The organism is Sinomicrobium weinanense, assembly GCF_018863395.1.
Classification (GTDB): Bacteria; Bacteroidota; Bacteroidia; order Flavobacteriales; family Flavobacteriaceae; genus Sinomicrobium; species Sinomicrobium weinanense.
On sequence record NZ_JAHKRR010000004.1, the window covers coordinates 113,893 to 139,434 of the forward strand.

The following is a 25,542-nucleotide window of genomic DNA, read 5'->3' on the forward strand; positions in this document are numbered from 1 at the left end:
CAATTTACTCTATTTTTTGATACAGCACACTTATGAAACAAACAGTCGATGAATTTTTAGCACTTGTGGAGCAGCGAAATGCCCACGAACCGGAGTTTATGCAGGCCGTCAGGGAAGTTGCCGAAACCGTAATTCCCTATATCATGGAGCACGATATATACCACGGGAAAAATATATTACTGCGCATGGCCGAGCCGGAAAGAGTTATCATGTTCCGGGTACCCTGGGTTGATGATAAAGGGGAAATACGGGTAAACCGGGGGTTCCGGGTGGAGATGAACTCTGCCATAGGGCCCTATAAGGGAGGACTTCGTTTCCACTCTTCGGTAAACCTGAGTATCCTTAAGTTCCTCGCTTTCGAACAGGTTTTTAAAAACAGTCTTACCACCCTGCCCATGGGTGGAGGTAAGGGAGGTTCCGATTTCGATCCGAAAGGAAAGTCAGACAACGAGATTATGCGTTTTTGCCATGCCTTTATGGCAGAATTATTTAGGCACATAGGGCCCAATACCGATATTCCCGCCGGGGATATAGGCGTAGGTGCCAGGGAAATAGGTTTTATGTTCGGGCAGTATAAAAAGCTGAAAAACGAATTTACGGGTGTGCTTACCGGGAAAGGCCTTTCCTGGGGAGGTTCACTGATCCGTCCCGAGGCAACCGGCTATGGCACGGTGTATTTTGCCGATAGCATGCTAAAGACCAAAGGCGAAAGTTTTGAAGGAAAACGGGTAGTGATCTCCGGCTCGGGGAACGTGGCGCAGTACGCTGCGGAAAAAGCCATTGTCCTCGGGGCTAAAGTACTTACCCTTTCTGATTCTTCCGGCTATATTTATGACGAAGACGGTATAGACGAAGAAAAACTCGCCTATGTTATGGAACTGAAAAACGTAAAAAGGGGAAGGATCAAGGAGTACCTGGAAAAATATCCCAAGGCCAGATATGTAGCCGGAAAAACCCCGTGGGGAGAACAGTGCGATATCGCTCTGCCCTGCGCTACGCAAAACGAACTGAATGACAAGGATGCGCAGACCCTGGTGAAGAACGGATGTGCCTGTGTAGCAGAGGGAGCCAATATGCCTTCTACTCCCGGTGCAGTAGAAGTATTCCACAACGCCAGGATATTGTTCGCCCCGGGAAAGGCTTCCAATGCAGGAGGTGTAGCCACTTCCGGGCTTGAAATGTCACAGAACTCCCTGAGGGTGGGCTGGACCCGGGAAGAAGTGGACGAAAGGCTGAAAAAGATCATGCTCGACATCCATAATTCATGCATCCAGTATGGCAAGCAGGAAGACGGATATACCGACTATGTAAAAGGAGCCAATATCGCCGGTTTTGTAAAAGTGGCAGACGCCATGCTCGCACAGGGAGTTGTATAGTATCTTCTATATCACGCTATGTAAATCATATAAAGAGGAATGTTTTATTGCATTCCTCTTTTTTATTTCTGTATCCCTGCAAACAGGGAATACTACATTTGGTTATGATATGATTCTCCTTTAAGCGCGATCTATATTTCTGTTTTACAGGTTTTTTCTTATCTGTAAATTCACGTTTCGCGATATATTTACGGTAATTTATCATTAAAATAGGGCGTTTTATCGATAATTTGTCTATTTTTATACGACAAAATCTCAATGTGCTTATGGAAATCTTCCCCAAGGAAATAATTGACAGTACGGTGGAGGCCCATCATTTCAAGCTCCGGAATCGCAGCAAAATTATCTACACACTGGTGTTGTTGAGTGTTTTTGGGGCCTTGCTTTCCCTTCCTTTTATCTATGTGGATGTGTATACTACATCCCGGGGTATTATAAAGCCGGAAAGTGAACGTACAATGCTTACCCTCATCAATTCCGGAAAAGTGGCCTATAAGAATATGGTCGATAACCAGAAGGTCAAGGCCGGGGATACCCTGCTTATTCTTAACAACGAACAGATAAGCGACAAACTCTCCCTGTACCGTCAGCAAATAGGGGAGAACAGGAGTTTTGTACGCGACCTCTCCCTGTTAACAAGTGGCCGGTCCGTAGCGGCGTCCCAGCTTTCTTCCCCGAAATACAGAGCGAGTTATACGGAATACAATCAAAAGATCAAAGAACTGAAAACCCGCCTGGAAACCACCCGGAAGGATTATGAAAGGCACGAGAAACTCCACGCCCGTAAGGTGATCTCCAATTCCGAATACGAAGCCAAAAAACTGGAATACGACATGGCGGTGAGCGACCTTCAGAACTACAGAACACAGCAACACTATCAATGGGAGTCCGAACAAACATCCCTGAGCAATACCCTCAAGGAGTTGGGGTCGGATTATAACCAATACAATACAAATAATGAGAACCAGGTGCTGGTGGCCCCCGTTTCCGGGACCCTCATGAATGTGGCCGGGATCGATGTTGGCGGGTATGTTAATTCCGGGGCGAGCATTGCCGAGATCTCTCCTGATACGGAATTGCTCATAGAGTGCTATGTAACCCCTTCGGATATCGGACTGGTCCGGGAAGCACAGTCCATCACCTACCAGATAGACGCTTTTAACTACAACCAGTGGGGGTTTGCTTCCGGAGAAATAATGAGCATTGGCAACGATATAGAAACCATAGACGAAGAATCTGCGGCCTTTAGGGTGAAGTGCAGTATCAACGAAAATTACCTGAAATTGAAAAACGGCTTTAAAGGAAACCTGAAAAAAGGAATGACCCTTACTGCGAATTTCAAACTTACCGAAAGATCGCTGTTCGACCTGCTATATGACAAGGTAGATGATTGGCTGAACCCGTCGAGAATACAGCAAAACTGAAAAATCACTCACTTTTTATAAGTTCCGTGAAATTAATCCATCTAAATCCCTTTTAGATAATGAATAATTTAAAAAATCTGGAAAGACTACAGCAACTACATCAGCTTATCGTAAAAGAAGCTACGGGTTCACCGCCACAACTGGCCAGGTTGATGCAGGTCAGTGAGCGAAAGGTGTATCAGCTCATTGAACAGCTTAAAGATATAGAAGCCCCTGTTTCCTATAGCAGGGTACACAAAACCTATTTCTATGAGGATGATTTTGACCTTAAAGTGACGGTTTCCGTTACAGTGCTGAAAGACAATGAACTCACCGAAATTTTTGGAGGAAGTTACTTTTTAACAAATAAAATACAAACTGCAAGGTTTATGCAGGGGGCAATACTATCTTAGTAGTGCAAAACAGATGTGCCAAAAACTTTGTTTTGAAGTGATATTCTTCAATATTGCGCCTCAAAATCATGTATAACTTAACTTATTTGACGTTATGAAAAAATTAGAAAATTTCGGGGTTCAGGAACTGAACGCCACAGAATTACAGGAAATCAACGGAGGAGTAGACCTCGGAGGAGTTATTGAACTGGTAACCGGAGTTCTCGGTACTGTTACAGGTGTGGTAGGTGGAATTGTTTCCGTAGTCGGAAGCATTGTAGAACTTGCCCTGGGACTTGTTACCGGAGTAGTTGACCTGTAAGCACAGGCTGCGAAACATATCGGATAGCCGTATTAAAAAGAAGTTCGGTCATTGTCGGGGGATAAAAACCCGGAAAGACCCACGAGTTCCTTTTTAATACGGCTTTTCATTTGGAAGGAAAGAAAAGGATTAAACTGCAAGGATTGTGCAGTGAACGAAGCTACCTTAGCAGAACAAAACAATAGGTGCACAACTGAATGTTTTGAAGGCGTTATCCGCTTCGGAAATATTTCCGGAAGGATAGTGCGATTTAGTAACCTAATTTAATTAAATCAAAAATTATGAAAAATTTAGACAACTACGGAGTTCAGGAATTAAACGCAAAAGAATTAAACGAAACCAATGGTGGGCTGCTCGGAGGCCTGGATGGTATCACTAACTTAATAGGTGGTGTTGTCAATACTGTAGTGGGTGTTGTTGGAACCGTGCTGAATACCGTAACCGGACTTTTAGGAGGTCTGCTTGGAGGACTGTAAATAAACCAACCCAAAAGATAAGAAAGCCGGATATCCTGGAAAGATGTCCGGTTTTTATTGGCCTTTTTAGGAAAAATGTGCCAAACTGCAAGGATTGTGCAGTGAATACGATTAACTTAGCTGTATCGCGAAAGAATATATCCGGTCTTTTTTAGCCCCACCCCGTATACCGGACAGGTATAAAATTATTTATACATAAAAACTTAATCTTACTGTTATGGAAAATCTGGAAAACTACGGCGTTCGGGAATTATATCAGGACGAATTGGTTGATGTCAACGGAGGTATCAACCTCGGTGACGCTATAACACTCCTCAACGGCATACTCAATATCGTTATGGGTTTTATGGAAGCTGCGGTTCAGGCCGTGGAAGACTATGTGAACAGCATCCTGGAAGGGGGGCTGGCATAAGCGTCAATCTGTTGTAGCATTACGTTTCCTGTAAGGAAGTGAACCAAACAGAACGAGTATTTCCCCGCAATGCAAAATGTACAATACAATACATCTAAAATCTTTGTATAACTTAATCTATATTACATTATGAAAAATTTAGACAACTACGGCGTTCAGGAATTGAACACAAAAGAAATGCACGAAGTTAACGGAGGCCTGTTAGGAGACCTGGGTGGGCTTGTTGACCTGGTAACAGGAGTTATAGGAACCGTTACCGGTGTTGTAGGAACAGTTGTAAACCTGGTGAGCGGTCTTTTGGGAGGCCTTCTCGGAGGGATATAGTTATCTGTATTTATGAGTTAAAACAAAAGAGGGCTACTCAACTGAGTGGCCCTCTTTTTTATAATTTTCTTATGCCAAAAATGTCCGAAACTGCAAGGTTTATACAGAGAATACGCTTAATTTAGCAGGGCAAGACATCTTCTGGCACATCCTGTTTTGTACTCTAACTCATTTAAATGTCATGCAATGATGTTCGCATTGAAAAAATCCGAATTGTAAAACTTAACTTTATCAAACCATGAAAAACTTGGAAAATTACGGGGTTCAGGAGCTGAATGCTACCGAACTGAACGAAATTAACGGAGGTGTAAGTGTAAGTTTAAGCCTGGGCCAGGCTATTAACTTCACCCTGGGTATTGTAAACATCGTTGTAGATGCCGTACAGGCTGCTGCTGTTGCCGTAGCAGACTTTGTATCAGGTTTTATAAACGGTGGTGTAGAAGTAGAGGTGTAAAACCCCTTCTCAAAACATTTAAAAAGGCTATGCTCTTCCGGGGGTTTAGCCTTTTTTGTATTAAAAAAAATACCTCCGGATCTTAGACAATTTCTAAGATCAATCTCCCGATAGCGGTCGGGATTTAATCTTTCGTCAATCTTATAGATTTACGCTATAAAATATTCCAAAATAAAATACAGGCAGCTTTTAAAACTGCAAGGATTGTGCAGTGAATGCGATTATCTTAGCCAACGCAAAACAAGATTTTGTGCACCTTACTATTGTTTTGCTGCAATATTCTTATGGTTTTGCTCATCTTAAAACTAACCAAAACTATTACTGATATTGTGCTTTTGTAATATTTATTAACTAAACTTGATTCAATTATGAAAAATCTGGAAAACTACGGTGTTCAGGAACTGAATGCTACAGAAATGAATAAAACAAACGGAGGATTAACCATTACCATTGGTACCGGAGGAATAGGCAATCTGGTTGGTGGTGTAGTGAGCAGTGTTGCCGGTATAGTAGGTGGTGTTGTGTCTTTGGTTGCCCAGCTTCTCGGAGGTATTTCGATCTCAGGGTCGGTAGATATAGATGCATAAACCTGCTAAAGGTTTAAATAAAAGCTGTTCTCAGTAGAGGGCAGCTTTTTTTGTTGATGATAATTCTGTAAAAGTGTTAAAACTGCAAGGATTGTGCATTGACAAATGTTAAATTAGTGCCTGTAAAACAATAATGGGTGCACCACAATCTTTGTTTTGCCCGCAATATCGTAATACCCCCCTAAAAGGTGTTTGTGAAATTGCGTTTGTAATTATATTCATAAACTTAAAACCTAAAATTATGAAGAATTTAGTAAATTTTGATATTCAGGAACTGAACGCAGCAGAACTGAATGAAATTAACGGAGGATCAACCTTAACAGTAGAGGCTGATCTATCTCTTAGTGGAGATGCATCTGTATCCATATGCGATTATGAAGCAGAGGCGAGTGTCGAGGTCGATGCCGATGCCGAACTTACTGTTAGTGCATAAGAAATATTCACTAAATACAATAAGAAAGCTATTCTCTTTTGGAGGATAGCTTTTTTTGTGGATGATGATGCTACTGCTGGAATTAAAACATTCCCTGCATGTTTTTTGCAGTCTACAATGTTACTTTGCCGCCCCAAAACCCTAATTCTACTATGGCAAAGAAAAAAACCATCGTAAAACAACACGATATTACCGACTGCGGAGCTGCCTGTCTGGCCTCCGTGTCAGCTCATTATAACCTCCAGATACCCATTGCCCGTATACGCCAGTATGCCAGTACCGATAAAAAGGGGACCAATGTACTGGGGCTTATCGAGGCTGCCCAGAAACTGGGATTTGAAGCCAAGGGGGTCCGCGGTGATATCAATAGCCTCTTTAAAATTCCCAAGCCGGCCATAGCTCACGTGGTTGTGAGGAAGGTACTTCATCACTACGTGGTGATCTATGAAGTAACTAAAAAACATGTACTTGTCATGGATCCCGGCGACGGGAAGATGCATAAAAAGACTCACGAAGAATTTCAGCAGGAATGGACGGGTGTCCTGGCCCTTCTTCTCCCCGATGAGAGTTTTTCCGAAGGCAATGAAAAGGTGTCTTCCATGAAACGGTTCTGGTTTTTGTTAAAGCCACATAAATTTGTCCTTTTGCAGGCATTTTTCGGGGCGCTTATCGTTACCCTTCTCGGGTTTTCCACCTCCATTTATCTCGGTAAGATCACCGATTATGTGCTTACCGGAGGTAATACCAGGTTGTTGAACCTGCTGAGTATAGCAATGCTCATTCTTTTAGCCCTGCAGGTTGTCGTCGGGATATTCAAGGATACATTCCTCATCAAGACCGGGCAACAGATCGATGCACGCCTCATTCTGGGATATTACAAACACCTGCTGAAACTCCCGCAGCAATTTTTCGATACCATGCGGGTAGGAGAGATCATCTCCCGGATAAACGACGCTGTTAAAATACGAACCTTTATAAACGGGGTAGCGCTAAGCATCACTGTAAATGTACTTATCCTTATTTTCTCTTTTGCCCTGATGTTTTTTTACTACTGGAAACTGGCCCTGATCATGCTGGCCATTATCCCGTTGTATGTTGGGATCTATATCGTTACCAACAGGCTCAATAAAAAGGCAGAACGAAAGGTCATGGAACGTTCGGCCGATCTGGAAAGCCAGCTGGTCGAATCACTCAATGCCGTGGGCACCATAAAGCGTTTCGGGCTGGAATATTTTGCTAACATCAAAACCGAGGCCCGGTTTATCAACCTGTTGAACATCGGTTATAAGTCTGCCCTGAACACTATTTTTTCTGGGACCTCCTCTTCCTTTATCTCTCAGCTTTTTACCATTATCCTGCTGTGGAGCGGTTCTTATTTTGTTATAGACCGGGAGATCACCCCCGGTGAATTGCTGTCCTTTTATGCTATTATCGGATATTTTACCGGTCCGGTGGCCAAACTCGTCGATGCCAACAAACAGATCCAGAATGCCTGGATAGCTGCCGACCGTTTGTTTGAGATCATGGATCTGGAACGTGAGGAACAGGACGACAAAATAAAACTTACCCGCGAAAATATTGGCGATATCGCCTTAAAAAATGTGTATTTTCGTTATGGTACCCGCGTCGAAGTTTTTAAGGATTTTTCACTTGATATTTCCAAAGGCAAGATCACTGCGGTGATCGGAGAAAGCGGCTCCGGAAAATCCACGCTGATCTCCCTGCTTCAGAATATCTATCCCATTCAAAAGGGAAAGATCAGTATAGGTGAATACGATCTGAAATATATAGAAAACACCAGCCTCCGGGACCTGGTAGGTGTTGTGCCGCAAAAAATAGACCTCTTTGGCGGAAATGTGGTAGAAAACATTGCCGTGGGAGAATTTCAGCCCGATATGGAGAGGATCATCGATATTTGCAAGAGTATTGGTATTCTGACTTTTGTAGAAAACCTACCCAACGGTTTTGCCACCTATCTCGGGGAAAACGGGGCCACACTCTCCGGGGGGCAAAAGCAACGTATAGCCATTGCCCGGGCCCTGTACAAACAGCCCGAGATCCTGGTGCTGGACGAGGCCACATCTTCACTGGATAGCACTTCCGAAAGTTTTGTGCAGAAAACCATTGCCAACCTGAGGGAAAAGGACAAGACCATTATTGTCATCGCCCACCGGCTGAGCACCGTGGTCAATGCCGATAAGATCGTAGTGCTGGACAAAGGAGAGGTTATCGAAGAAGGAAGCCACTCCCAGCTCTATCACAGCCAGGGCCATTACTACAAATTGTGGCAGCAGCAAATGCCGCAGTTCTCAGTGTAAACGAGTGCCCGCATACCCGAAAATTTCCTTAGGTTTGCAATAATCCGAAGGAAATAATTTTATCTCTGTATATGGTAATAACCACCAAGGCCATAGTGCTGTCTTCCATAAAGTACAGTGATGCCAGCCTCATCGTAAAATGCTTTACCGAATGCTGCGGGGTAAAGTCCTACCTTTTGAGGGGCGTACTGTCATCCCGGAAAGGAAAGCTCAAAAAAGCCCATTTCTTTCCGCTTACACAACTGGAGATCACAGCCGGGCATAAGAATAGGGGAGGCCTGGAACACATCCGGGAAGCCCGGGTTTATTATCCGTATCGAACCGTGTATTCCGATATGGCCAAGAACGCCGTGGTCCTGTTCCTGGCCGAAGTGTTGAACAGTTGCATCCAGGAAGAAGAAGAGAACACTGTTCTCTATCGTTACATAGAAGATGCCCTGACCTGGCTCGATACCAGGGAAACCCCCGTTAATTTCCATATATTGTTCCTCCTCAGGCTCACCCGGTACCTGGGCTTTTATCCGGATGCCTCCCGGAGCCACCTGTCTTATTTCGACCTTCTCGAAGGCAGTTTTGCAGACCATGCCGGTTATGGTCCGGTCATTTATGGGGAAGCGCTGGAACATTTCAGAAAATTTCTGGAGACGGATTTTGATGGATCGGGACAGATAAAACTCACAAAAGAAATCAGGAAGAACATTTTAAACGCCCTGATCACCTATTTCGAACTGCACCTGATCGGCTTTAAAAAACCCAGGTCGCTGGCCGTCCTGCACGAAGTCTTTGATTAAAACCGTAAACTCATCCCCATGTTTCCCGGAGCTCTCACCGGGCGCAAATCATTCAAAATAACGGGTTGAAATATTTGTTTAACTTTAGGACGTTGGTATATGATAAAATTTAACCTGATAGAATGATAAGCGACCCGTTCAGTCGCATTCAATCATCCATGAGCCTTCCGGGTGGTCCGGGTAAAAAGGAACGAACCTGTGATCTAACTAGAAAAACAGCCTGCAGATGACACAGATAGGCACAGATTTTTATGGCCTTCTGCGAGGATCTTCGTCATTTGCGGGAAACCCCCGGGTAAAACAGATGTTATTTTTAGTCATTTACCGAACTCTTAGATGCATTACAACTAACTCAAAAGAAATGGATAAGGACGAATTGTTAAAATTATTCCGGGACAACGAAGGGCATTTTGTCCCCGGGATTTACAATTACTGTGACCGTTGGTGCGAGCGTTGCAGCTTTAGGTCGAAATGCCGGGTGTTTAGCATGGAAGAAGGCAGGACAGATGAAGAAAAGGATGCCGGTAATGAAAAATTCTGGAAAAAAGTAGGTGAAAACCTGAAGCTGGCCATGGAAATGCTTGCGCATATGGCTGAAAAAAAAGGCATAGACCTTCAGGAAATGGAAGAGTACGCCCCGGAAGAAGAAGCCAAACTGGAAAAAAGAGCTTCAAAACACTATTTGTCGGTGATCAGTAAGAAATATGCCGGTAAAAATGAGCATTGGCTCCGGAAAAATGAAAAACTGCTCCATAAAACAGGAGAAGAATTCCGGGAAAATACCCTGATGGGACTCTCGGAAGATAAAGCAAGGGAGTCGGTGATGGAAGTCCGTGATGCCGTAGAAGTGATCCATTGGTACAGCTTTCAGATCCACGTAAAGATTATGAGGGCCCTGCAACACGGAAAGCTGAACCCGGAATGGGAAGATCCCGTTCAGAACGACGTCAACGGATCGGCAAAAGTAGCCCTGATCGGTACCCGCCGTTCCATGGCGGCCTGGAGTGTCCTGCTCTCCCGGTTTGGGACACACGAGGACGAAATACTCGAAATACTGGTATTGCTGGAGAACATCAAAAAAGGGATTCTCGAAGAATTTCCGGATGTAGAGAAATTTCATCGCCCCGGTTTTGACGACTGATAAAAAAGAGCGAGGGGGCAGCATGGTTCTCAACTAAAAATAATTGGTGTATCCGTGACTCCTTGAAAACAGAGGATTTGAAGGAGGTAACTCAAAATAATCCCCCGGATCAGCATAAAATATCAGTTGTAATTCCGGCCGGATGTTGTATACGGTTTTTCCTGTTGCGCTCTTAACATCTTTTCCGTTCTTTCCCCCTTTACAATTCATTGAAAATGATTAATTTCGCAGTCTTAAAAGCATAAGGAGAATATACACATGAAATTTACCGAGTATAAAGGACTTGAGCTGCCCAAAGTGGCGGAAGAAACCCTCAACTATTGGGAAGAGAATACCATATTCGAAAAAAGTGTATCCACGCGCGAAGGCCGTGAACCTTACGTGTTCTACGAAGGCCCGCCCTCTGCGAACGGATTGCCGGGAATACACCACGTGATGGCCCGTGCCATTAAGGATATTTTTTGCCGGTATAAAACGCAGAAAGGATACCAGGTGAAACGTAAGGCCGGATGGGACACCCATGGGCTCCCCGTAGAACTCGGTGTAGAGAAAGAACTCGGTATCACCAAAGAAGACATCGGAAAGAAAATATCGGTAGAAGAGTACAACCGCGCCTGTAAAGAAGCCGTTATGCGCTATACCGACATCTGGAACGACCTTACCCGTAAAATGGGCTATTGGGTAGATATGGATAACCCCTACATCACCTATAAGTCCAAATATATGGAAAGTGTATGGTGGTTGCTAAAACAAATATACAACAAGGGGCTGATATACAAAGGTTATACTATACAACCCTATTCTCCCAAGGCCGGGACAGGCTTGAGTTCGCACGAGCTCAACCAGCCGGGGTGCTACCGTGACGTTACGGATACGACGATTATCGCCCAGTTCAGGGCTAAAACGGAAACCCTTCCGGAAATGCTTCGCGGACATGGAGATATTCACCTGCTGGCCTGGACCACCACACCGTGGACATTACCGTCCAACACCGCCCTGACCGTAGGCCCGAAGATCGAATATGTACTGGTAAAGACATTCAATCAATATACCTTTGAGCCCATCCATGTGATGCTGGCCAAAAACCTGGTGGGCAATCTCTTTGCCGGCAAGTATTATCAGGCGGAAGGAGAAGAGGATTTTGAACAGTACACACCCGACAAGAAAAAAATACCTTACCAGGTGCTGACAGAATGCAGGGGAACAGACCTGGTAGGCATAGTGTACGAACAGCTGTTGCCCTATGCGCTTCCGTATCAACATCCCGAAAACGCCTTCAGGGTGATCTCAGGAGATTTTGTGACTACCGAAGACGGTACGGGAATAGTACACACCGCCCCTACCTTTGGTGCGGACGATGCCAGGGTGGCCAAAGAAGCTACCCCGGAAGTACCACCTATGCTGATACTGGACGAAAACAACAATCCCGTGCCCCTCGTGGACCTGCAGGGACGTTTTCGCAAAGAATTGTCCGAAATAGGCGGTAAATATGTAAAGAACGAATACTATGACGACGGCGAAGCCCCGGAAAAATCGGTAGATGTAGAGATCGCTATAAAGCTGAAGGAAGAGAACAAGGCTTTTAAGGTAGAAAAATACGTGCACAGTTATCCGCACTGTTGGAGGACAGATAAGCCCGTATTGTACTACCCGCTCGATTCGTGGTTCATAAAGATCACCGAAGTAAAGGAAAGGATGTTCGACCTGAACACCACCATTAACTGGAAACCGAAAGCCACTGGCGAAGGGCGTTTCGGCAACTGGCTGCAGAACGCCAACGACTGGAACCTGTCGCGTTCCCGTTTCTGGGGAATACCCCTGCCCATATGGCGTACCGAAGATGGCAAAGAAGAGATCATCATCGGTTCTGTCGAAGAGTTGAAAATTGAAATGGCAAAGGCCGTAGCCACCGGGGTGATGGAGAAAGATATCTTTGCCGATTTTGTGGTTGACGATATGAGCGAGGAAAATTACGATAAGATCGACCTGCATAAGAATGTGGTAGATGGTATTGTCCTCGTATCACCTTCAGGTAAGCCCATGAAGCGCGAGGCCGATCTCATAGACGTTTGGTTCGACAGTGGTTCCATGCCGTACGCCCAATGGCACTACCCGTTTGAGAACAAAGAAAAAATAGACGGGGGAGAAGCCTTCCCCGCAGACTATATCGCAGAAGGAGTAGACCAGACCAGGGGGTGGTTCTATACCCTGCACGCTATCGGAACTACGGTTTTCGATTCCGTGGCCTATAAGAACGTCGTGTCTAACGGACTGGTACTGGACAAGAACGGCCAGAAGATGTCCAAACGACTGGGGAACGCGGTAGACCCGTTCACCACGCTGAAGGAATACGGGCCTGATGCCACCCGGTGGTATATGATCAGCAATGCCAACCCGTGGGACAACCTGAAATTCGATATAGAAGGCATAGCTGAGGTGCGCCGTAAGTTTTTCGGTACGCTCTACAATACCTATTCGTTTTTTAGCCTCTATGCCAATATCGATAATTTTACCTATGCCGAGGCCGATATACCACTGGAAGAACGGCCGGAAATAGACCGTTGGATCCTTTCGGAACTGCATACCCTGATCCGCAAGGTGGATAATTTTTATGCCGATTACGAGCCAACCAGGGCTGCCAGGGCTATTTCCAACTTTGTACAGGAATACCTGAGCAACTGGTTCGTACGCCTGAGCAGAAGGCGTTTCTGGAAAGGAGATTACGGCAAGGACAAGATTTCCGCGTATCAGACGTTATACACTTGCCTGGAAGTCGTTTCCTGTCTCGGGGCGCCCATAGCGCCTTTCTATATGGACAGGCTATACAGGGACCTGACCGCGGTAACCGGCAAAAGCGATGCAGAGAGCGTACACCTGGCAGATTTCCCGGTGTATGACGGGAACTATGTGGATAAGATGCTGGAACACAAGATGGAAAATGCACAGACCATATCTTCCCTGGTGTTGTCACTGCGGAAAAAAGAAGGAATACGGGTGCGCCAGCCATTGCAAAAGATAATGATTCCGGTGCTGGACGACCAGGCCAAAGAAGAAATAGAGGCTGTGGCCGGCCTTATCAAGTCGGAAGTGAACGTGAAGGAAGTGGAACTCCTGGATGATGCCTCCGGAGTGCTGGTGAAGCAGATAAAGCCGAATTTCAAGAAATTAGGGCCCCGTTTTGGTAAGGATATGAGGTTGGTTTCCAGTAAGATAAATGATTTTACACAGGAGGATATCAAAAAAATAGAGCAAAATGGCGCTATTGAAGTGGAAATTAACGGAAAAAACATTACTTTAGTTAGCGACGAAGTGGAGATCTCTTCACAAGACATTGAAGGATGGTTGGTAGCTGTTTCGGAAGGATTGACCGTAGCCCTGGATGTTACCATTACCGAAGACCTCCGAAGGGAAGGTGTGGCAAGAGAGCTGGTGAACAGGATCCAGAACCTTCGAAAGGACTCCGGTTTTGATGTAACAGACAAGATAGATGTGAAACTTCAGAAGGACGGTTTTGTAGAACAAGCTGTAACGAGTAACCTGGATTACATCAAGACAGAAACCCTCACGGCAAAGCTCGATTTTGAAGAACACGTGGAAAACGGTACGGAAGTTGCTTTTGATGATGTGAATACCAAATTGTTTATTCAAAAACATTAATGCTATGAATACAGATGTAAAAGTAAGATATTCCGATAAAGAACTCGAAGAGTTCAGGGTGCTTATCGAAGCAAAGATAGATAAAGCACAAAAAGACCTCGACCTGATAAAAAGTGCGTATATGAATGACGGCAATAATGGTACGGACGATACCTCGCCGACATTCAAGGCCTTTGAAGAAGGTTCCGAGACCATGAGCAAAGAGGCTAATACGCAGCTCGCCATCAGGCAGGAAAAGTTTATCAGGGACCTGAAAAATGCCCTGGTACGCATAGAAAACAAAACCTATGGTGTTTGCCGGGTTACCGGTAAGCTCATCAGTAAGGAGCGGTTAAAACTCGTTCCCCATGCCACCCTGAGCATTGAAGCCAAGAACATGCAAAAAAGCTGATATATCATTCGGCTGATGCGGAATATGTACTTGAGCCCGGACCTTTTCCGGGGCACTGTATGGCAAGATAAAATACAGAGACCTGCCGGTATTTCCGTATGCCCGGCGGGTTTTTCTTTGACTATTAAAATCCGCTGTGTGCGGATATATTCGTAAAAAGGATCATGTCTTTAAAAAAAGCATCATTAATCATCTTCCTGGTAGTCCTGATAGACCAGATAAGCAAAATTTATATAAAGACCCATTTTGTCCTGGGCGAGTCGGTGACTGTGTTTAACTGGTTTAAAATATTGTTCATTGAGAATGAAGGGGCGGCCTGGGGCACCAAGCTGAGCGATATTATTCCTTTTATTTCCGATGAGACAGGGAAGATAACCCTGACGATCTTCCGGCTTTTTGCCATTTGCGGTATCGGGTACTGGCTCTATGATGCGGTGAAGAAGAACAGTCCCCGCGTGCTTATTGTATCTATTGCCCTTATCTTTGCCGGTGCATTCGGGAATATCGTGGATTCCGTTTTTTACGGGCTTATCTTTACCGACAGCTATAACCAGGTAGCCATGATGTTCCCGGAAGAGGCCTACGGAAGCCTTTTTCACGGTAAAGTGGTAGACATGCTGTATTTTCCACTTATAGACACTACCTGGCCCGAATGGGTACCGGGACTGGGCGGCAGGAGTTTTCGTTTCTTCGAGCCTGTGTTTAACCTGGCAGACTCGGCCATAAGCATCGGGGTGGCTATCCTGTTGCTGTTTCACAAAAAAGCATTCCCCAAGCAGGAGAAAGAGACTCAGGAGAAAGAATAGACCTCAGCCGGGGTAATGCAATAATCCAGTTTTATATCGCTTTCCAGCAGCCTTTCTATATGTTCTTCGGCTTCAAAGAAGGATAAGCCTATCTTTATCACATCTTTTCGGCATAGTGCCAGAAAACGATCGTAAAAACCCTTGCCGTAGCCCACGCGGTTACCCTGCCGGTCAAAAGCCAGGAGAGGGACAAAAACAACATCGATTTTCTCCTCGGGAACTTCCAGTCCGCCGACGGGTTCGGGAATGTTGTAGATATTTTTCCGGATCACCGTATTGTCGGTAAGGAGATAGTGGGCGAGGGAACCGTCTTTAAAATTACTTTTAGACAGTACTACCTCTTTGTCTTTCCCCTGGAGAATGCTCAATAGAAAAGTAGTGTCGATTTCTCTCTGCTCTGCAATGGACAGGAAAAGGTGATAATATTGCCCGTTCCAGACAGGCAGGGTGAGCGCCTTGTTGGCTATGGCAAGGCTTTTTTCTTCTATATCTTCCTGCGATAGCTCATTTCGAAGGGCTTTGTATTTTTTTCGGAGTTCCTTTTTGTCCATGGTCTGGTAATGAGGTTATTCTACAAAAAAAAGGCCTGGCCGAAAGGGGTAGTGATACCCGTTTCGGCCGACCTGTAAGATTGAAAAAGATTGATTTTAAATATTTCAATCTCCTGTCAATCTTTTAACCTTTGTCTTTGTCAGTACGAAAAAGACGAAGGATAAAGCTCAGGAAGTTTGTTAATATCCGCGTTTTTTTCGTTGTCCCGGAGCGTGATGTTTGGCACTTTTTTCACCGGTTATCTTTTTCATCTGCCCCGGAGGGATCTCTCCTTTGCCATTGGTATGTACCCTGTGTCCCCTGTGCACCACACCGCACGATGTAACAAAGGCAGCCATCAGGAACATAACGAAAATAAACTTTAAATTTCTCATAATCAAATTTTTAAATGTGTATAGTCTCAGTAAAATCGCTCTCAAGCTGTTTTATCGATGTTTTTTATATTTTTAGTTTTTTGGGGTCTTGTCGGTTTGAGAAAAAAGACAAAATTTCAACTCCACTTTAATTTTCACGATAATAAAGAGTGTTGAATTTTTTGACTACAACTTTTCTTATCCTTGCTTGTTTGGAGAGAGAGAATAACTTTGGATTATTGGCTATTAAGTTTAGGGTGCGTTCAATTTCAGTGGATAACAGCCGTAGTTCTTTTTCGGTAAAGTTTTTTTCTAAATATTCATAAGTGGCCGATAACTCGTCTAAGGCATGGTCTGTCCATAGAATCCTATAACCACTTCCCATAGATCTTTTTTGCCTCAGCCTGTGGTTTTAGATTTCCTTTATCAGCATCGGCAATTCCCGATTCAATTGATTTTTTCTCTGCATCCGAAACTTCATCCCACCAATCGTTGGGCTCCCTGTTCCGCAAATCCATAATCTTTTGGATCAAAGAACGATCTTCCAATGTTGTCAACCATTGAATTAATTCGATCTTGGCATTTTGAATATTTATTTCCATAATTCAAAGTTAATACATTCATCCTTAGTTTTCAAATACAGTCTAACTGCATAAGATACAGTAAAAACCGTGCCATACTCCCTCGGCTTCGCTCGGGAACCGGGGCAAAAGCATCTATATTCAACTTTAAAGTTTAATCACTCTTCGGTTCCCGAGCCCTTCAACTGCACTCAGGATAAACTAAAGTCGAGGGAAAAATTAGTAATTTCGCTACATGAGCACTACTTCTGTGGAAATACTACTTCAAACCCTGCCCGATAGCCCCGGTGTCTATCAGTTTTACGACAAAGAAGGTAAAATATTGTATGTAGGTAAGGCAAAAAACCTGAAAAAAAGAGTCTCTTCTTATTTTCACAAGCATCACGAGTACGGGAAAACACGCGTGCTGGTTAAAAAAATCGTTGATATAAAGCACATTGTGGTGCCAACGGAGACGGATGCACTGCTGCTGGAAAACAATCTGATCAAGAAATATCAACCCCGGTATAATGTGTTGCTCAAAGACGACAAGTCCTACCCGTGGATCTGTATAAAGAACGAGCGCTTTCCCCGGATCTTTTCTACGCGAAGGGTGATCAAAGACGGTTCGGAATACTTTGGCCCGTATACAAGCATGAAGACCATTCGCACCCTGCTCGAGCTTATCAAAGGGCTTTATCCCCTCCGGACATGTAATTACGACCTTTCCGCTGAGAAGATAAATGCAGGGAAATACAAAGTGTGCCTGGAGTATCACCTGGGGAACTGTAAGGGACCCTGCGAAGGCTTGCAACCGATAGGAGAATATGAAGCCCAGGTCAGGGCTATACGGGAGATCATTAAAGGGAATTTTAAAGACTCCCTCCAACACTTTAAGGCCCAGATGAAGGTGTATGCCGATGAAATGAAGTTCGAAGAGGCCCAGAAAATCAAGGAAAAGATCGAAGTGCTGGAAAACTATCAGGCTAAATCTACCATAGTAAACCCGAAGATCAGTAATGTGGATGTTTTTTCTGTGGTTTCTGACGAGGCTTACGGCTATGTCAATTTTTTACAGTTATCATATGGCTCCATCATCCGTGCCCATACGATAGAAATGAAAAAGAAATTACAGGAAACCGACGAAGAACTGCTGGAGCTGGCCATTACAGAACTCCGCCAGCGTTTTCATTCGCAATCCCGGGAGATCTATGTTCCGTTTCCCGTGGAAGTTTCGGGAGATGTTAAGGTTACGATACCCAAACTGGGCGATAAACGGCGATTGGTGGAATTGTCTGAACGAAATGCCAGATTCTATCGCCAGGAGCGCTTTAAGCAGGTGAAGATCACCGATCCGGACAGGCATGTAAAGCGGATCATGACACAAATGAAACAAGACCTGAGGCTCAAAGAAGAACCCCGCCATATTGAGTGTTTTGACAACTCCAACATACAAGGCACCAATCCCGTTGCAGCCTGTGTGGTTTTTAAGGACGGAAAGCCCAGTAAAAAAGATTATCGTCATTTCAATATAAAAACTGTCGAAGGTCCGGATGATTTTGCGTCGATGGAAGAAGTGGTGTTCCGGAGATATAAGAGACTTGTGGAAGAAGGGCAATCCCTGCCGCAACTTATCGTTATAGATGGAGGGAAAGGGCAGTTGTCCTCGGCACTAAAAAGCCTGGACGTATTGGGTTTGAGGGGAAAGATCGCCATCGTTGGTATTGCCAAGCGCCTCGAAGAAATATACTATCCCGGGGATTCTGTTCCGCTATACCTGGACAAGAAATCCGAGACGCTGAAGATCATTCAGCATTTGAGGAACGAAGCCCACCGTTTCGGGATCACTTTTCACAGGAACAAGCGTAGTAATGCTGCCATAGACAGCGAGCTCACCAATATCGAAGGTGTAGGACAAAAGACGGCAGAAGAGCTCTTAAAGGAATTCCGTTCGGTAAAACGTATCCGGGAAGCCGGCCTGGAAGATATATCGAAAGTAATAGGAGATGCAAAGGCCAGGAAAGTTTATGATTATTTTCACTGATGAATGTCAGTGACTGGGTTTTTTGCGTATATTATAAAGTGAATGAGGAAGGTGGTGATCGGTATTCGGTGACCGGTAAACAGTAATCGGTGTTGAATACCGATCACCGAATACTGATTACCGAAAAAAAGGTTTAGGTTTAAAAATTTATAAAAATGAAAAAGCATGTACTCCTCTTCCTGCTGTGTATGACTGCCATATGGGGAAATGCACAGGAAAACAGTCCGGAAGACGTTAAGGTTGGACTGGTATTAAGCGGTGGCGGTGCCAAAGGCCTGGCCCATATCGGGGCGCTTAAGGTTATCGAGGAAGCCGGAGTGCGTATAGATTATGTAGGGGGAACCAGTATGGGAGCGATCATCGGGGCGCTGTATGCCTCGGGATATACGGCAAACCAGCTCGATTCCATTTTTCGCGTAGTGGACTTTAGCGAACTCATCCAGGACAATGTTCCTCGGTCCGCCCGGACCTTTTACGAAAAGAAAAATTCCGAACGTTATGCACTTACACTGCCGTTTGACAGGTTTAAGATATCCTTTCCGCGGGCCTTGTCAAAAGGGCAGAATATCTATAACCTGCTGGTAAAATTGTTGTATCATGTTAATGATGTAAATGATTTTAACCAATTGCCCACCCCGTTTTTTTGTATTGCTACTAATGTAGAAACCGGAGAACCGGTCATGCTAGATAAGGGATATCTGCCCGAAGCCATTCTGGCCAGCGGTTCATTTCCGTCCTTGTTCAACCCGGTTGAGATAGGGGGCGAGGTGCTTATAGACGGAGGGGTGGTGAACAATTATCCCATCGATGAACTCAAGGCTCTCGGGGCACAGGTAGTGGTGGGTGTTGATGTACAGGATGCCCTGGCCGACAGGGATGAATTAAATTCTGCTGCCGATATTCTGTTGCAGATCAGTAACTATCGTACGGTGAATGACATGAAGAAAAAATCCAGACAGACGGATATTTATATAAAACCCGATATCAAGGATTTTTCGGTGGTGTCCTTTGATAAAGGAACACAGATCATTACCAATGGGGAAAAAGCCGCGAAGAAGCATGTGGAAGAACTCAGGGAACTTGCTTCCCGACAGAGCGCTGCACCGCCTCCTGTACACATTCCCCCACAGGATAGTGTGGATATCCGCGGGCTTACCCTGGAAGGGAATGACAAATATTCCAGGGCCTATATCAAGGGAAAACTGCGATTTACTACATCGGGAAAGGTGTCCTTTACAAAACTGGACCAGGGGATGGCCAATTTATCGGCTACAAACAACTTTGAAAGCATCAGGTACAGGTTTGTGGAGAACAAAGAAGGTGAAGGGAATGATATGTTTATGAAACTCCAGGAGAACAAAAGGACCATGCTGCTCCGCTTCGGGTTGCATTATGATGCCCTGTACAAAAGTGCCGCACTGATAAATATTACCAAAAAACAGTTCCTGTTCGACGATGATGTATTGTCCCTCGACCTTATACTGGGAGATAATCTGAGGTATAACCTGGATTATTTCCTGGACAAAGGATTTTACTGGAGTTTTGGTCTGCGGTCCTCATACAACAGGTTTACCACGGATGTCGATGTGGGATTTCTGGAAGAAACAGGGCAGCCACCGGTGGACGGCCTTAATTCCATAGGGGCCAAAGTGTCTGACCTGACCAACCAGGCCTATCTGCAAACCGTGTTTAAAGAAGAGTTTTCCGTTGGTGCAGGACTGGAACACAAACGCCTGAAGATAGAATCCGAGACCATATCCCAGGGCGACAACAGAAGGGCCGTATTTGAAAACAGTGATTTTTACAGTGCATACGGTTTTATGAAGCTGGATACTTACGATAACCGTTATTTCCCCCGTAAAGGGCTTTATTTCGACGGGGATTTTCACTTCTATTATGCTTCTTCCGATTATAACAATAATTTCAGTGAATTCTCCATCGCCAAGGCAAAAATGGGTTTTGCGGCCCCCCTGTTCAGAAAGGTTGCTTTTAATCTTACGACAGAAGGAGGATTTAAAATGGGAAACAGTGATGTGGAGACCCTGGGCTTTTTGCTGGGAGGGTATGGCAATGACCTGATCAATAATTTTACGCCCTTTCTCGGATATGATTTTGTCAGTTTCGGGGGGGACAGTTATGTAAAGGCCACCGCCACGGTAGATTATGAGTTTATGCGGAAGAACCACCTGAATTTCACGGCCAATGTGGCCAATGCCGGGAATGGTATTTTCAAAGACGGCGAGTGGGTTACGGCGCCAACCTATACGGGCTATGCCGTGGGCTACGGGCTGGAGACCTTTATCGGCCCTATTGAGCTGAAGTATTCCTGGTCGCCCGAAAGGGGAAAAGGCCTTTGGTTCTTTAACCTCGGTTTCTGGTTTTAGCCCGAAACATTCGGAATGTCAGAGGTTGATATTTAACAGCCCGTATAATTTCGATTGTCCTTCGGAAGTGATAATGACTTCCCTCGACCCTTGTTTTTTTCTCAGCCATTGCCGTGCCGCCATACTATCGAGAAGGGCAGCGCCAAGGGCCCCGGCAAGATGGTGTTTTCTTTCGCTCCAGTCCAGGCAGGGCCTTGCAAACGATCGTTTTTTTCTGCGAAGTACTTCTACATCGATATCCAGCCCGGAAAACCATTGTTTCCCCACTTCAGAAACGGCAAAAACCTCATTTTCAGGGATCAGTATTTCTTTTTTTACCAGGGCCTCCGTTAGCAGTACCCCCGCTTTTCCCGCCAGGTGGTCATAACAGGTCCTGGCATATTTATGTCCGGTAACCGGAAGCTGCTCTTTCCGGCTTTTTTTCTCTTCCGGAGGGATGAGGTTGGCAATGGATTCCACTACGTAGGCCACTTCGGGCGAAGCGAGGCGATAATAACGATGCCTTCCCTGCTTTTCCACGACCAGGAGTTCGGCAGACAAGAGTTTCTGAAGGTGATTGCTTGCCGATTGCGGTGTGGTATCGGCACAAATGGCCAGTTCGCCTGCGGTATAGGCCCTTCCATCCAGCAGGTGCCAGAGCATCATGGCGCGGACAGGCTCTCCCAGCAAGGCAGCTATTTTTTTATAACGATTTTCGAAGGTCATGTTCTTTTTTATGCAAAGCTATGGCAGTAGTATATTTTATATTTCATTCCAGGATGAACTATTATATATTATAAAGGGTTAATCTTGCACGGTAATCATCTCAAAGCTAAGAAAAATATGAACACTGTTTTTTCGCCCTCGGAAATAACCGATCCTTTCCGGGTATATGCCGCGATGCGGGAAGAATGCCCCATATACCGCGATACGGAAAACAACATATGGGCTGTATACGGTTACCGGGATTGTGAATTTTTCCTGAAGAACGAACTGGCTGAGATACCGGGAACGCATGCAGAACCGGAAGTCCCGCTAAATAAATACACCCGGATCATTAGGGAAAACCTGGTCCGCAGGAGCAACCCGCCGGAACAAAGGGAGTTAAAAGAATCTGCCATGCAGCTTGTAAGAATGATGCAACCGGTAAAAGTATCCGGGATCCTGGACGAATTGCTAAAGGAAGCCGGAATAAAAAGGCTTGATTGGACGGAGACGGTTGCTAAAGTCCTGCCGGTAACCGTGTTGTTAAAAAGCCTGCTGTTCCGGGAAGATGATATTGCCTTTATCCTGTTGCACATACCCCTTATTAAGATGTATATGGGCAACCCTCAGGGGCAAGAAGAGGTTAAGCGGCTCAATGCTTTTTCCGAAAAAGTATACCCATTGGTAAAAGCTCATTTTCGGCGTGTTTTTCCCGCTATGTTTTTCGGGGAAGCCCATGTTTCCAACCTTATTGGCCTGTGTATCCAGAGTTACGATGCTATGCGGGGGCTTTTGGGCAATTCGCTGTTGCAGTACCTGTACAGAAAGAATGCTATACAGGAAAAACAAGGCGACTATTTCCGGAAACTGGTGATAGAAACGTTGCGGTTCGACCCGGTTTTTCACAATACCCGCAGAATACTAACGGAAGATGTGGAGCGGGGAGGACGTTGTTTGAAAAAGGGAGAAGAACTTTTGCTGGTCCTGGCCTCGGCCAACAGGGATGCTTCGGTTTTTGACCGTGCGGATACATTCGATATCAACCGGGAAAATAACGGGGAATACCTGTCTTTCAGCTCCGGGATGCATCGTTGTCCTGCGGATCACTTCTCCATAAACCTTGCTAAAGATACCCTGGAATATATAGCCTCGAGATATAAGAATATAAAATTGTTGAAGCAAAGGATAACCTATGCTTCTATGACCAATGCGAAGATACCCGAAAATATCATCCTGAAATTATCTGAATAATCCTTTTACACCGAAATATTATGATAGCTGTAATTTTTGAAGTGGAACTACATCCCGAAAATAAACAAGACTACCTGGATATCGCAGCCTACCTGAAAGGGGAGCTGGAAAAAACAGAAGGGTTTATCTCTGTTGAGCGGTTCCAGAGTCTTACACAGCCCGAAAAACTGCTTTCCCTTTCTTTCTGGAAAGACGAAGAAGCAGTAAAATCCTGGCGTACGCTACAAATACACAGGGAGGCGCAAACAAAGGGGCGGGCCTATGTATTTAAAGACTATCGGCTCCGGGTAGCCGACGTAAACCGGGATTACGGCATGTCTTCGCGCCAGCAGGCCCCCGAAGACAGTAAAAAAGTGCATTAACGTTTATATGCCAGCAATCTCAGGGCGTTGAAGACCACGATAAGCGTAGACCCTTCGTGAATGGCCACGGTGGGGCCTATTCCGGTAAATCCGATGATAGCCGAAGGAATGAGGAACAAAACAATGCCGAGGCTGATCCAGAGGTTCTGGCGGATGATGTTCCTGGATCTCCGGCTGAGCCCGATGACGAAGGGCAGTTTTTCCAGCTTGTCATCCATAAGGGCAATATCTGCGGTTTCGAGGGCCACATCCGAGCCGGCTGCGCCCATGGCAATACCAACGGTACTGTTGGCCATGGCAGGGGCATCGTTAACCCCATCCCCGACCATGGCGATCTGTTTTTCCTGTTGCCTGAGCTTGCGGATGGCATTGACCTTGTCTTCGGGCAGCAGGTCGCCGTAGGCATCGGTGAGGCCTGTTTGCCGGGCAATGGAATCGGCCACTTTCTGATGGTCTCCCGTAAGCATCACCATTTTCCGGATACCTGTGTTCCGCAACGCTTCCAGGGTAGATCTTGCCGCTTCCCTGGGAGTGTCCATCAAGGTAAGTATGCCCAGGAAGATATCTCCTTTTTTGACGAGCATGGTTGTATGCCCTTCTTCCTGAAACCCTGATATTGTATTGCGGATGGAGTCGGGCAGAGAGTCCCCGAGGTCTTCTTCAAAGAGTGCCGGGTTTCCGATATACACGGTTTCTTCTGAGTATCTCGCTTTAACACCTTTTCCCTGGAGGGCCTCGAGATCCGTGGCTTCCGGAGTGCCGTTAGGAGGAGTGTTCCCGGGCATTTTCAGAATATCTTTGGTTATGGCTTTGGCCAGCGGGTGGTCACTGAGGCGTTCTACGGCCAGTACACAGTCGAGAAATTCTTCTTTAGAGGTTCCGTTAAGCGGCACAATATTGGTGAGCCTGGGTTCGCCTTTGGTCAGTGTCCCGGTTTTGTCAAAAGCAATGGCAGAGAGAGACCCGAGGTTCTCCAGGGCCTTACCCCCTTTGATCAGCACCCCGGCCTGTGCAGCCCGGGCTACACCACTCAATACGGCACTTGGTGTGGAAATGGCCAGGGCACAGGGGCTGGCAGCGACCAGTACGGTCATGGCACGGTAGAAACTGACAGAGAAAGGTTCATCGATAATAAGGTAGGCAAAGCAAAGGGCAATGACCAGGACGATTACAGCCGGGACAAAGATCCTTTCGAACTTTTTGGTGAACTGTTGGGTGGGCGATTGTTTTGCTTCTGCCTGGCTTACCAGTGCTACAAGCCTGGAAAGGGTGGAATCTTCAGACAGTTTAAGCACTTTGACTTCCAGGCTGCTGTTGCCGTTTATCGTACCCGTAAAGGCCTTGTGTTCGTCCGGTACAGAGGCAAAATCTGTTATTTCATTGGCTTCTGCTGCTGCGTGTTTGTCTACGGGAATGCTTTCCCCGGTAATGGGAGCCTGGTTGATACTGCTCTGCCCCCGGACGATGATCCCATCCGCTGCAATCTTGCTACCGGGTTTTATGAGAATAATATCACCGAGTTGTAAATTTTCCACCGGGATATCTTCAGTGGTTCCGTTTCGTTTTATCAATGCGGTTTTGGGGCTGAGGTTGCCCAGGGCCTTAATGGAGTTGCGGGCCTTGTTCATAGCGTAGTGTTCCAGGGCATGCCCGAGGCTGAACAGCAAAAGTAACAAAGCGCCTTCCGTCCATTTGCCCAGAACAGCAGCCCCTATGGCAGCTACTATCATGAGAAAATCGATCTCAAACCCGCCTTCCCGGATCTTTTCCCAGGCTTCTTTGGTGGCAAAATACCCACCGAAGAAATAGGCGGTAATATAAAGATAGAGCGGGAAATTGTTCCCTTCGTAGAGCTTATCCGTAAGGAAGCCCGTGAGCAGAAATACTCCGCAAAGCAGCGAAAATATAAGTTCCGTGTTTTTTCCGAAAATGCCCCCGTGGTCGTGGTTGCATCCCGTATCGTGGGTATGTGGTTTCATACGATTTGTTTTACAGGATAAAATTAGACCTTAAGTTGTGTAACCCGGTTGCAAAGTTGGTATTCGGTAATCGGAAGTCAGTAATCGGCG

Annotated in this window: 25 protein-coding genes; 20 read left to right on the plus strand and 5 right to left on the minus strand. The window is 45.6% G+C overall.

Going from position 1 to position 25,542, the window contains the following annotated elements; translation table 11 throughout:
• Positions 1-32: 32 nt before the first annotated feature.
• The 16 genes from gdhA to KN811_RS12950 all read left to right on the plus strand — a co-directional run bounded on the left by gdhA (position 33) and on the right by KN811_RS12950 (position 15,283).
• Positions 33-1,376 (plus strand): NADP-specific glutamate dehydrogenase, encoded by a 1,344-nt coding sequence (gene gdhA, locus KN811_RS12875; protein ID WP_187963551.1) that lies wholly within the window; start codon positions 33-35, stop codon positions 1,374-1,376.
• A 266-nt stretch (positions 1,377-1,642) separates the two neighbouring features.
• Entirely contained in the window at positions 1,643-2,800 is a 1,158-nt protein-coding gene (locus KN811_RS12880; protein ID WP_187963552.1) for an HlyD family secretion protein, read from the plus strand.
• Between the two features lie 59 nt (positions 2,801-2,859).
• Positions 2,860-3,192, plus strand: a complete 333-nt coding sequence (locus KN811_RS12885) for a DNA-binding protein (protein ID WP_187963553.1) — start codon at positions 2,860-2,862, stop codon at positions 3,190-3,192.
• Positions 3,193-3,286: 94 nt separating this feature from the next.
• Positions 3,287-3,493, plus strand: coding sequence for a hypothetical protein (locus tag KN811_RS12890; RefSeq protein WP_187963554.1), 207 nt, complete (start codon positions 3,287-3,289; stop codon positions 3,491-3,493).
• 281 nt (positions 3,494-3,774) lie between these two features.
• A complete protein-coding gene (locus tag KN811_RS12895; RefSeq protein ID WP_216334851.1) occupies positions 3,775-3,969 on the plus strand; it encodes a hypothetical protein in 195 nt (64 codons plus the stop codon).
• Positions 3,970-4,186: 217 nt separating this feature from the next.
• Positions 4,187-4,381, plus strand: a complete 195-nt coding sequence (locus KN811_RS12900; RefSeq protein ID WP_187963555.1) for a hypothetical protein — start codon at positions 4,187-4,189, stop codon at positions 4,379-4,381.
• A gap of 129 nt (positions 4,382-4,510) precedes the next feature.
• Positions 4,511-4,705 (plus strand): hypothetical protein, encoded by a 195-nt coding sequence (locus tag KN811_RS12905; RefSeq protein WP_187963556.1) that lies wholly within the window; start codon positions 4,511-4,513, stop codon positions 4,703-4,705.
• Positions 4,706-4,943: 238 nt separating this feature from the next.
• Positions 4,944-5,159, plus strand: a complete 216-nt coding sequence (locus tag KN811_RS12910) for a hypothetical protein (protein ID WP_187963557.1) — start codon at positions 4,944-4,946, stop codon at positions 5,157-5,159.
• A gap of 368 nt (positions 5,160-5,527) precedes the next feature.
• Positions 5,528-5,746 carry a hypothetical protein gene (locus KN811_RS12915; RefSeq protein ID WP_187963558.1) on the plus strand — a complete coding sequence of 73 codons (219 nt, stop codon included), beginning with the start codon at positions 5,528-5,530 and terminating at the stop codon, positions 5,744-5,746.
• A 241-nt stretch (positions 5,747-5,987) separates the two neighbouring features.
• Positions 5,988-6,179 (plus strand): hypothetical protein, encoded by a 192-nt coding sequence (locus tag KN811_RS12920; protein WP_187963559.1) that lies wholly within the window; start codon positions 5,988-5,990, stop codon positions 6,177-6,179.
• 152 nt (positions 6,180-6,331) lie between these two features.
• Entirely contained in the window at positions 6,332-8,497 is a 2,166-nt protein-coding gene (locus tag KN811_RS12925) for a peptidase domain-containing ABC transporter (protein ID WP_187963560.1), read from the plus strand.
• A gap of 71 nt (positions 8,498-8,568) precedes the next feature.
• Positions 8,569-9,288, plus strand: coding sequence for a DNA repair protein RecO (gene recO / locus KN811_RS12930; RefSeq protein ID WP_187963561.1), 720 nt, complete (start codon positions 8,569-8,571; stop codon positions 9,286-9,288).
• 361 nt (positions 9,289-9,649) lie between these two features.
• The gene (locus tag KN811_RS12935) at positions 9,650-10,429 is read left to right on the plus strand and encodes a hypothetical protein (protein WP_187963562.1); all 780 of its coding nucleotides are present in this window, start codon (positions 9,650-9,652) and stop codon (positions 10,427-10,429) included.
• Positions 10,430-10,687: 258 nt separating this feature from the next.
• Positions 10,688-14,086, plus strand: a complete 3,399-nt coding sequence (gene ileS, locus KN811_RS12940; RefSeq protein ID WP_187963563.1) for an isoleucine--tRNA ligase — start codon at positions 10,688-10,690, stop codon at positions 14,084-14,086.
• Between the two features lie 4 nt (positions 14,087-14,090).
• Positions 14,091-14,477 carry a TraR/DksA family transcriptional regulator gene (locus KN811_RS12945; protein ID WP_187963564.1) on the plus strand — a complete coding sequence of 129 codons (387 nt, stop codon included), beginning with the start codon at positions 14,091-14,093 and terminating at the stop codon, positions 14,475-14,477.
• 164 nt (positions 14,478-14,641) lie between these two features.
• Positions 14,642-15,283 (plus strand): lipoprotein signal peptidase, encoded by a 642-nt coding sequence (locus tag KN811_RS12950; protein ID WP_187963565.1) that lies wholly within the window; start codon positions 14,642-14,644, stop codon positions 15,281-15,283.
• On the opposite strand, the gene KN811_RS12955 is transcribed toward KN811_RS12950, so the two are convergent.
• From KN811_RS12955 to KN811_RS12965, 3 genes are all read right to left on the minus strand, one after another.
• Positions 15,268-15,834: a 5-formyltetrahydrofolate cyclo-ligase gene (locus KN811_RS12955; protein ID WP_187963566.1), complete on the minus strand. Its 567-nt coding sequence runs from the start codon at positions 15,832-15,834 to the stop codon at positions 15,268-15,270. The two genes, KN811_RS12950 and KN811_RS12955, sit on opposite strands and share 16 nt — an antisense overlap.
• 180 nt (positions 15,835-16,014) lie before the next feature.
• Positions 16,015-16,209, minus strand: a complete 195-nt coding sequence (locus KN811_RS12960) for a hypothetical protein (RefSeq protein ID WP_187963567.1) — start codon at positions 16,207-16,209, stop codon at positions 16,015-16,017.
• A gap of 347 nt (positions 16,210-16,556) precedes the next feature.
• Positions 16,557-16,790: a hypothetical protein gene (locus tag KN811_RS12965; RefSeq protein ID WP_187963568.1), complete on the minus strand. Its 234-nt coding sequence runs from the start codon at positions 16,788-16,790 to the stop codon at positions 16,557-16,559.
• 214 nt (positions 16,791-17,004) lie between these two features.
• Between KN811_RS12965 and uvrC the strand changes: the two genes are divergently transcribed.
• A complete protein-coding gene (uvrC, locus tag KN811_RS12970) occupies positions 17,005-18,792 on the plus strand; it encodes an excinuclease ABC subunit UvrC (RefSeq protein ID WP_187963569.1) in 1,788 nt (595 codons plus the stop codon).
• 155 nt (positions 18,793-18,947) lie between these two features.
• Positions 18,948-21,176, plus strand: coding sequence for a patatin-like phospholipase family protein (locus KN811_RS12975; RefSeq protein WP_187963570.1), 2,229 nt, complete (start codon positions 18,948-18,950; stop codon positions 21,174-21,176).
• An 18-nt stretch (positions 21,177-21,194) separates the two neighbouring features.
• On the opposite strand, the gene KN811_RS12980 is transcribed toward KN811_RS12975, so the two are convergent.
• Positions 21,195-21,881 carry an ArsR/SmtB family transcription factor gene (locus KN811_RS12980; protein ID WP_187963571.1) on the minus strand — a complete coding sequence of 229 codons (687 nt, stop codon included), beginning with the start codon at positions 21,879-21,881 and terminating at the stop codon, positions 21,195-21,197.
• Positions 21,882-21,998: 117 nt separating this feature from the next.
• Between KN811_RS12980 and KN811_RS12985 the strand changes: the two genes are divergently transcribed.
• Both KN811_RS12985 and KN811_RS12990 read left to right on the plus strand, forming a co-directional pair.
• Positions 21,999-23,111, plus strand: coding sequence for a cytochrome P450 (locus KN811_RS12985; protein WP_187963572.1), 1,113 nt, complete (start codon positions 21,999-22,001; stop codon positions 23,109-23,111).
• Between the two features lie 20 nt (positions 23,112-23,131).
• A complete protein-coding gene (locus KN811_RS12990) occupies positions 23,132-23,473 on the plus strand; it encodes an antibiotic biosynthesis monooxygenase family protein (RefSeq protein ID WP_187963573.1) in 342 nt (113 codons plus the stop codon).
• Here KN811_RS12990 and KN811_RS12995 read toward each other — a convergent pair.
• Positions 23,470-25,452 carry a heavy metal translocating P-type ATPase gene (locus tag KN811_RS12995; protein ID WP_187963574.1) on the minus strand — a complete coding sequence of 661 codons (1,983 nt, stop codon included), beginning with the start codon at positions 25,450-25,452 and terminating at the stop codon, positions 23,470-23,472. The genes KN811_RS12990 and KN811_RS12995 overlap by 4 nt on opposite strands.
• Between the last annotated feature and the right edge of the window lie 90 nt (positions 25,453-25,542).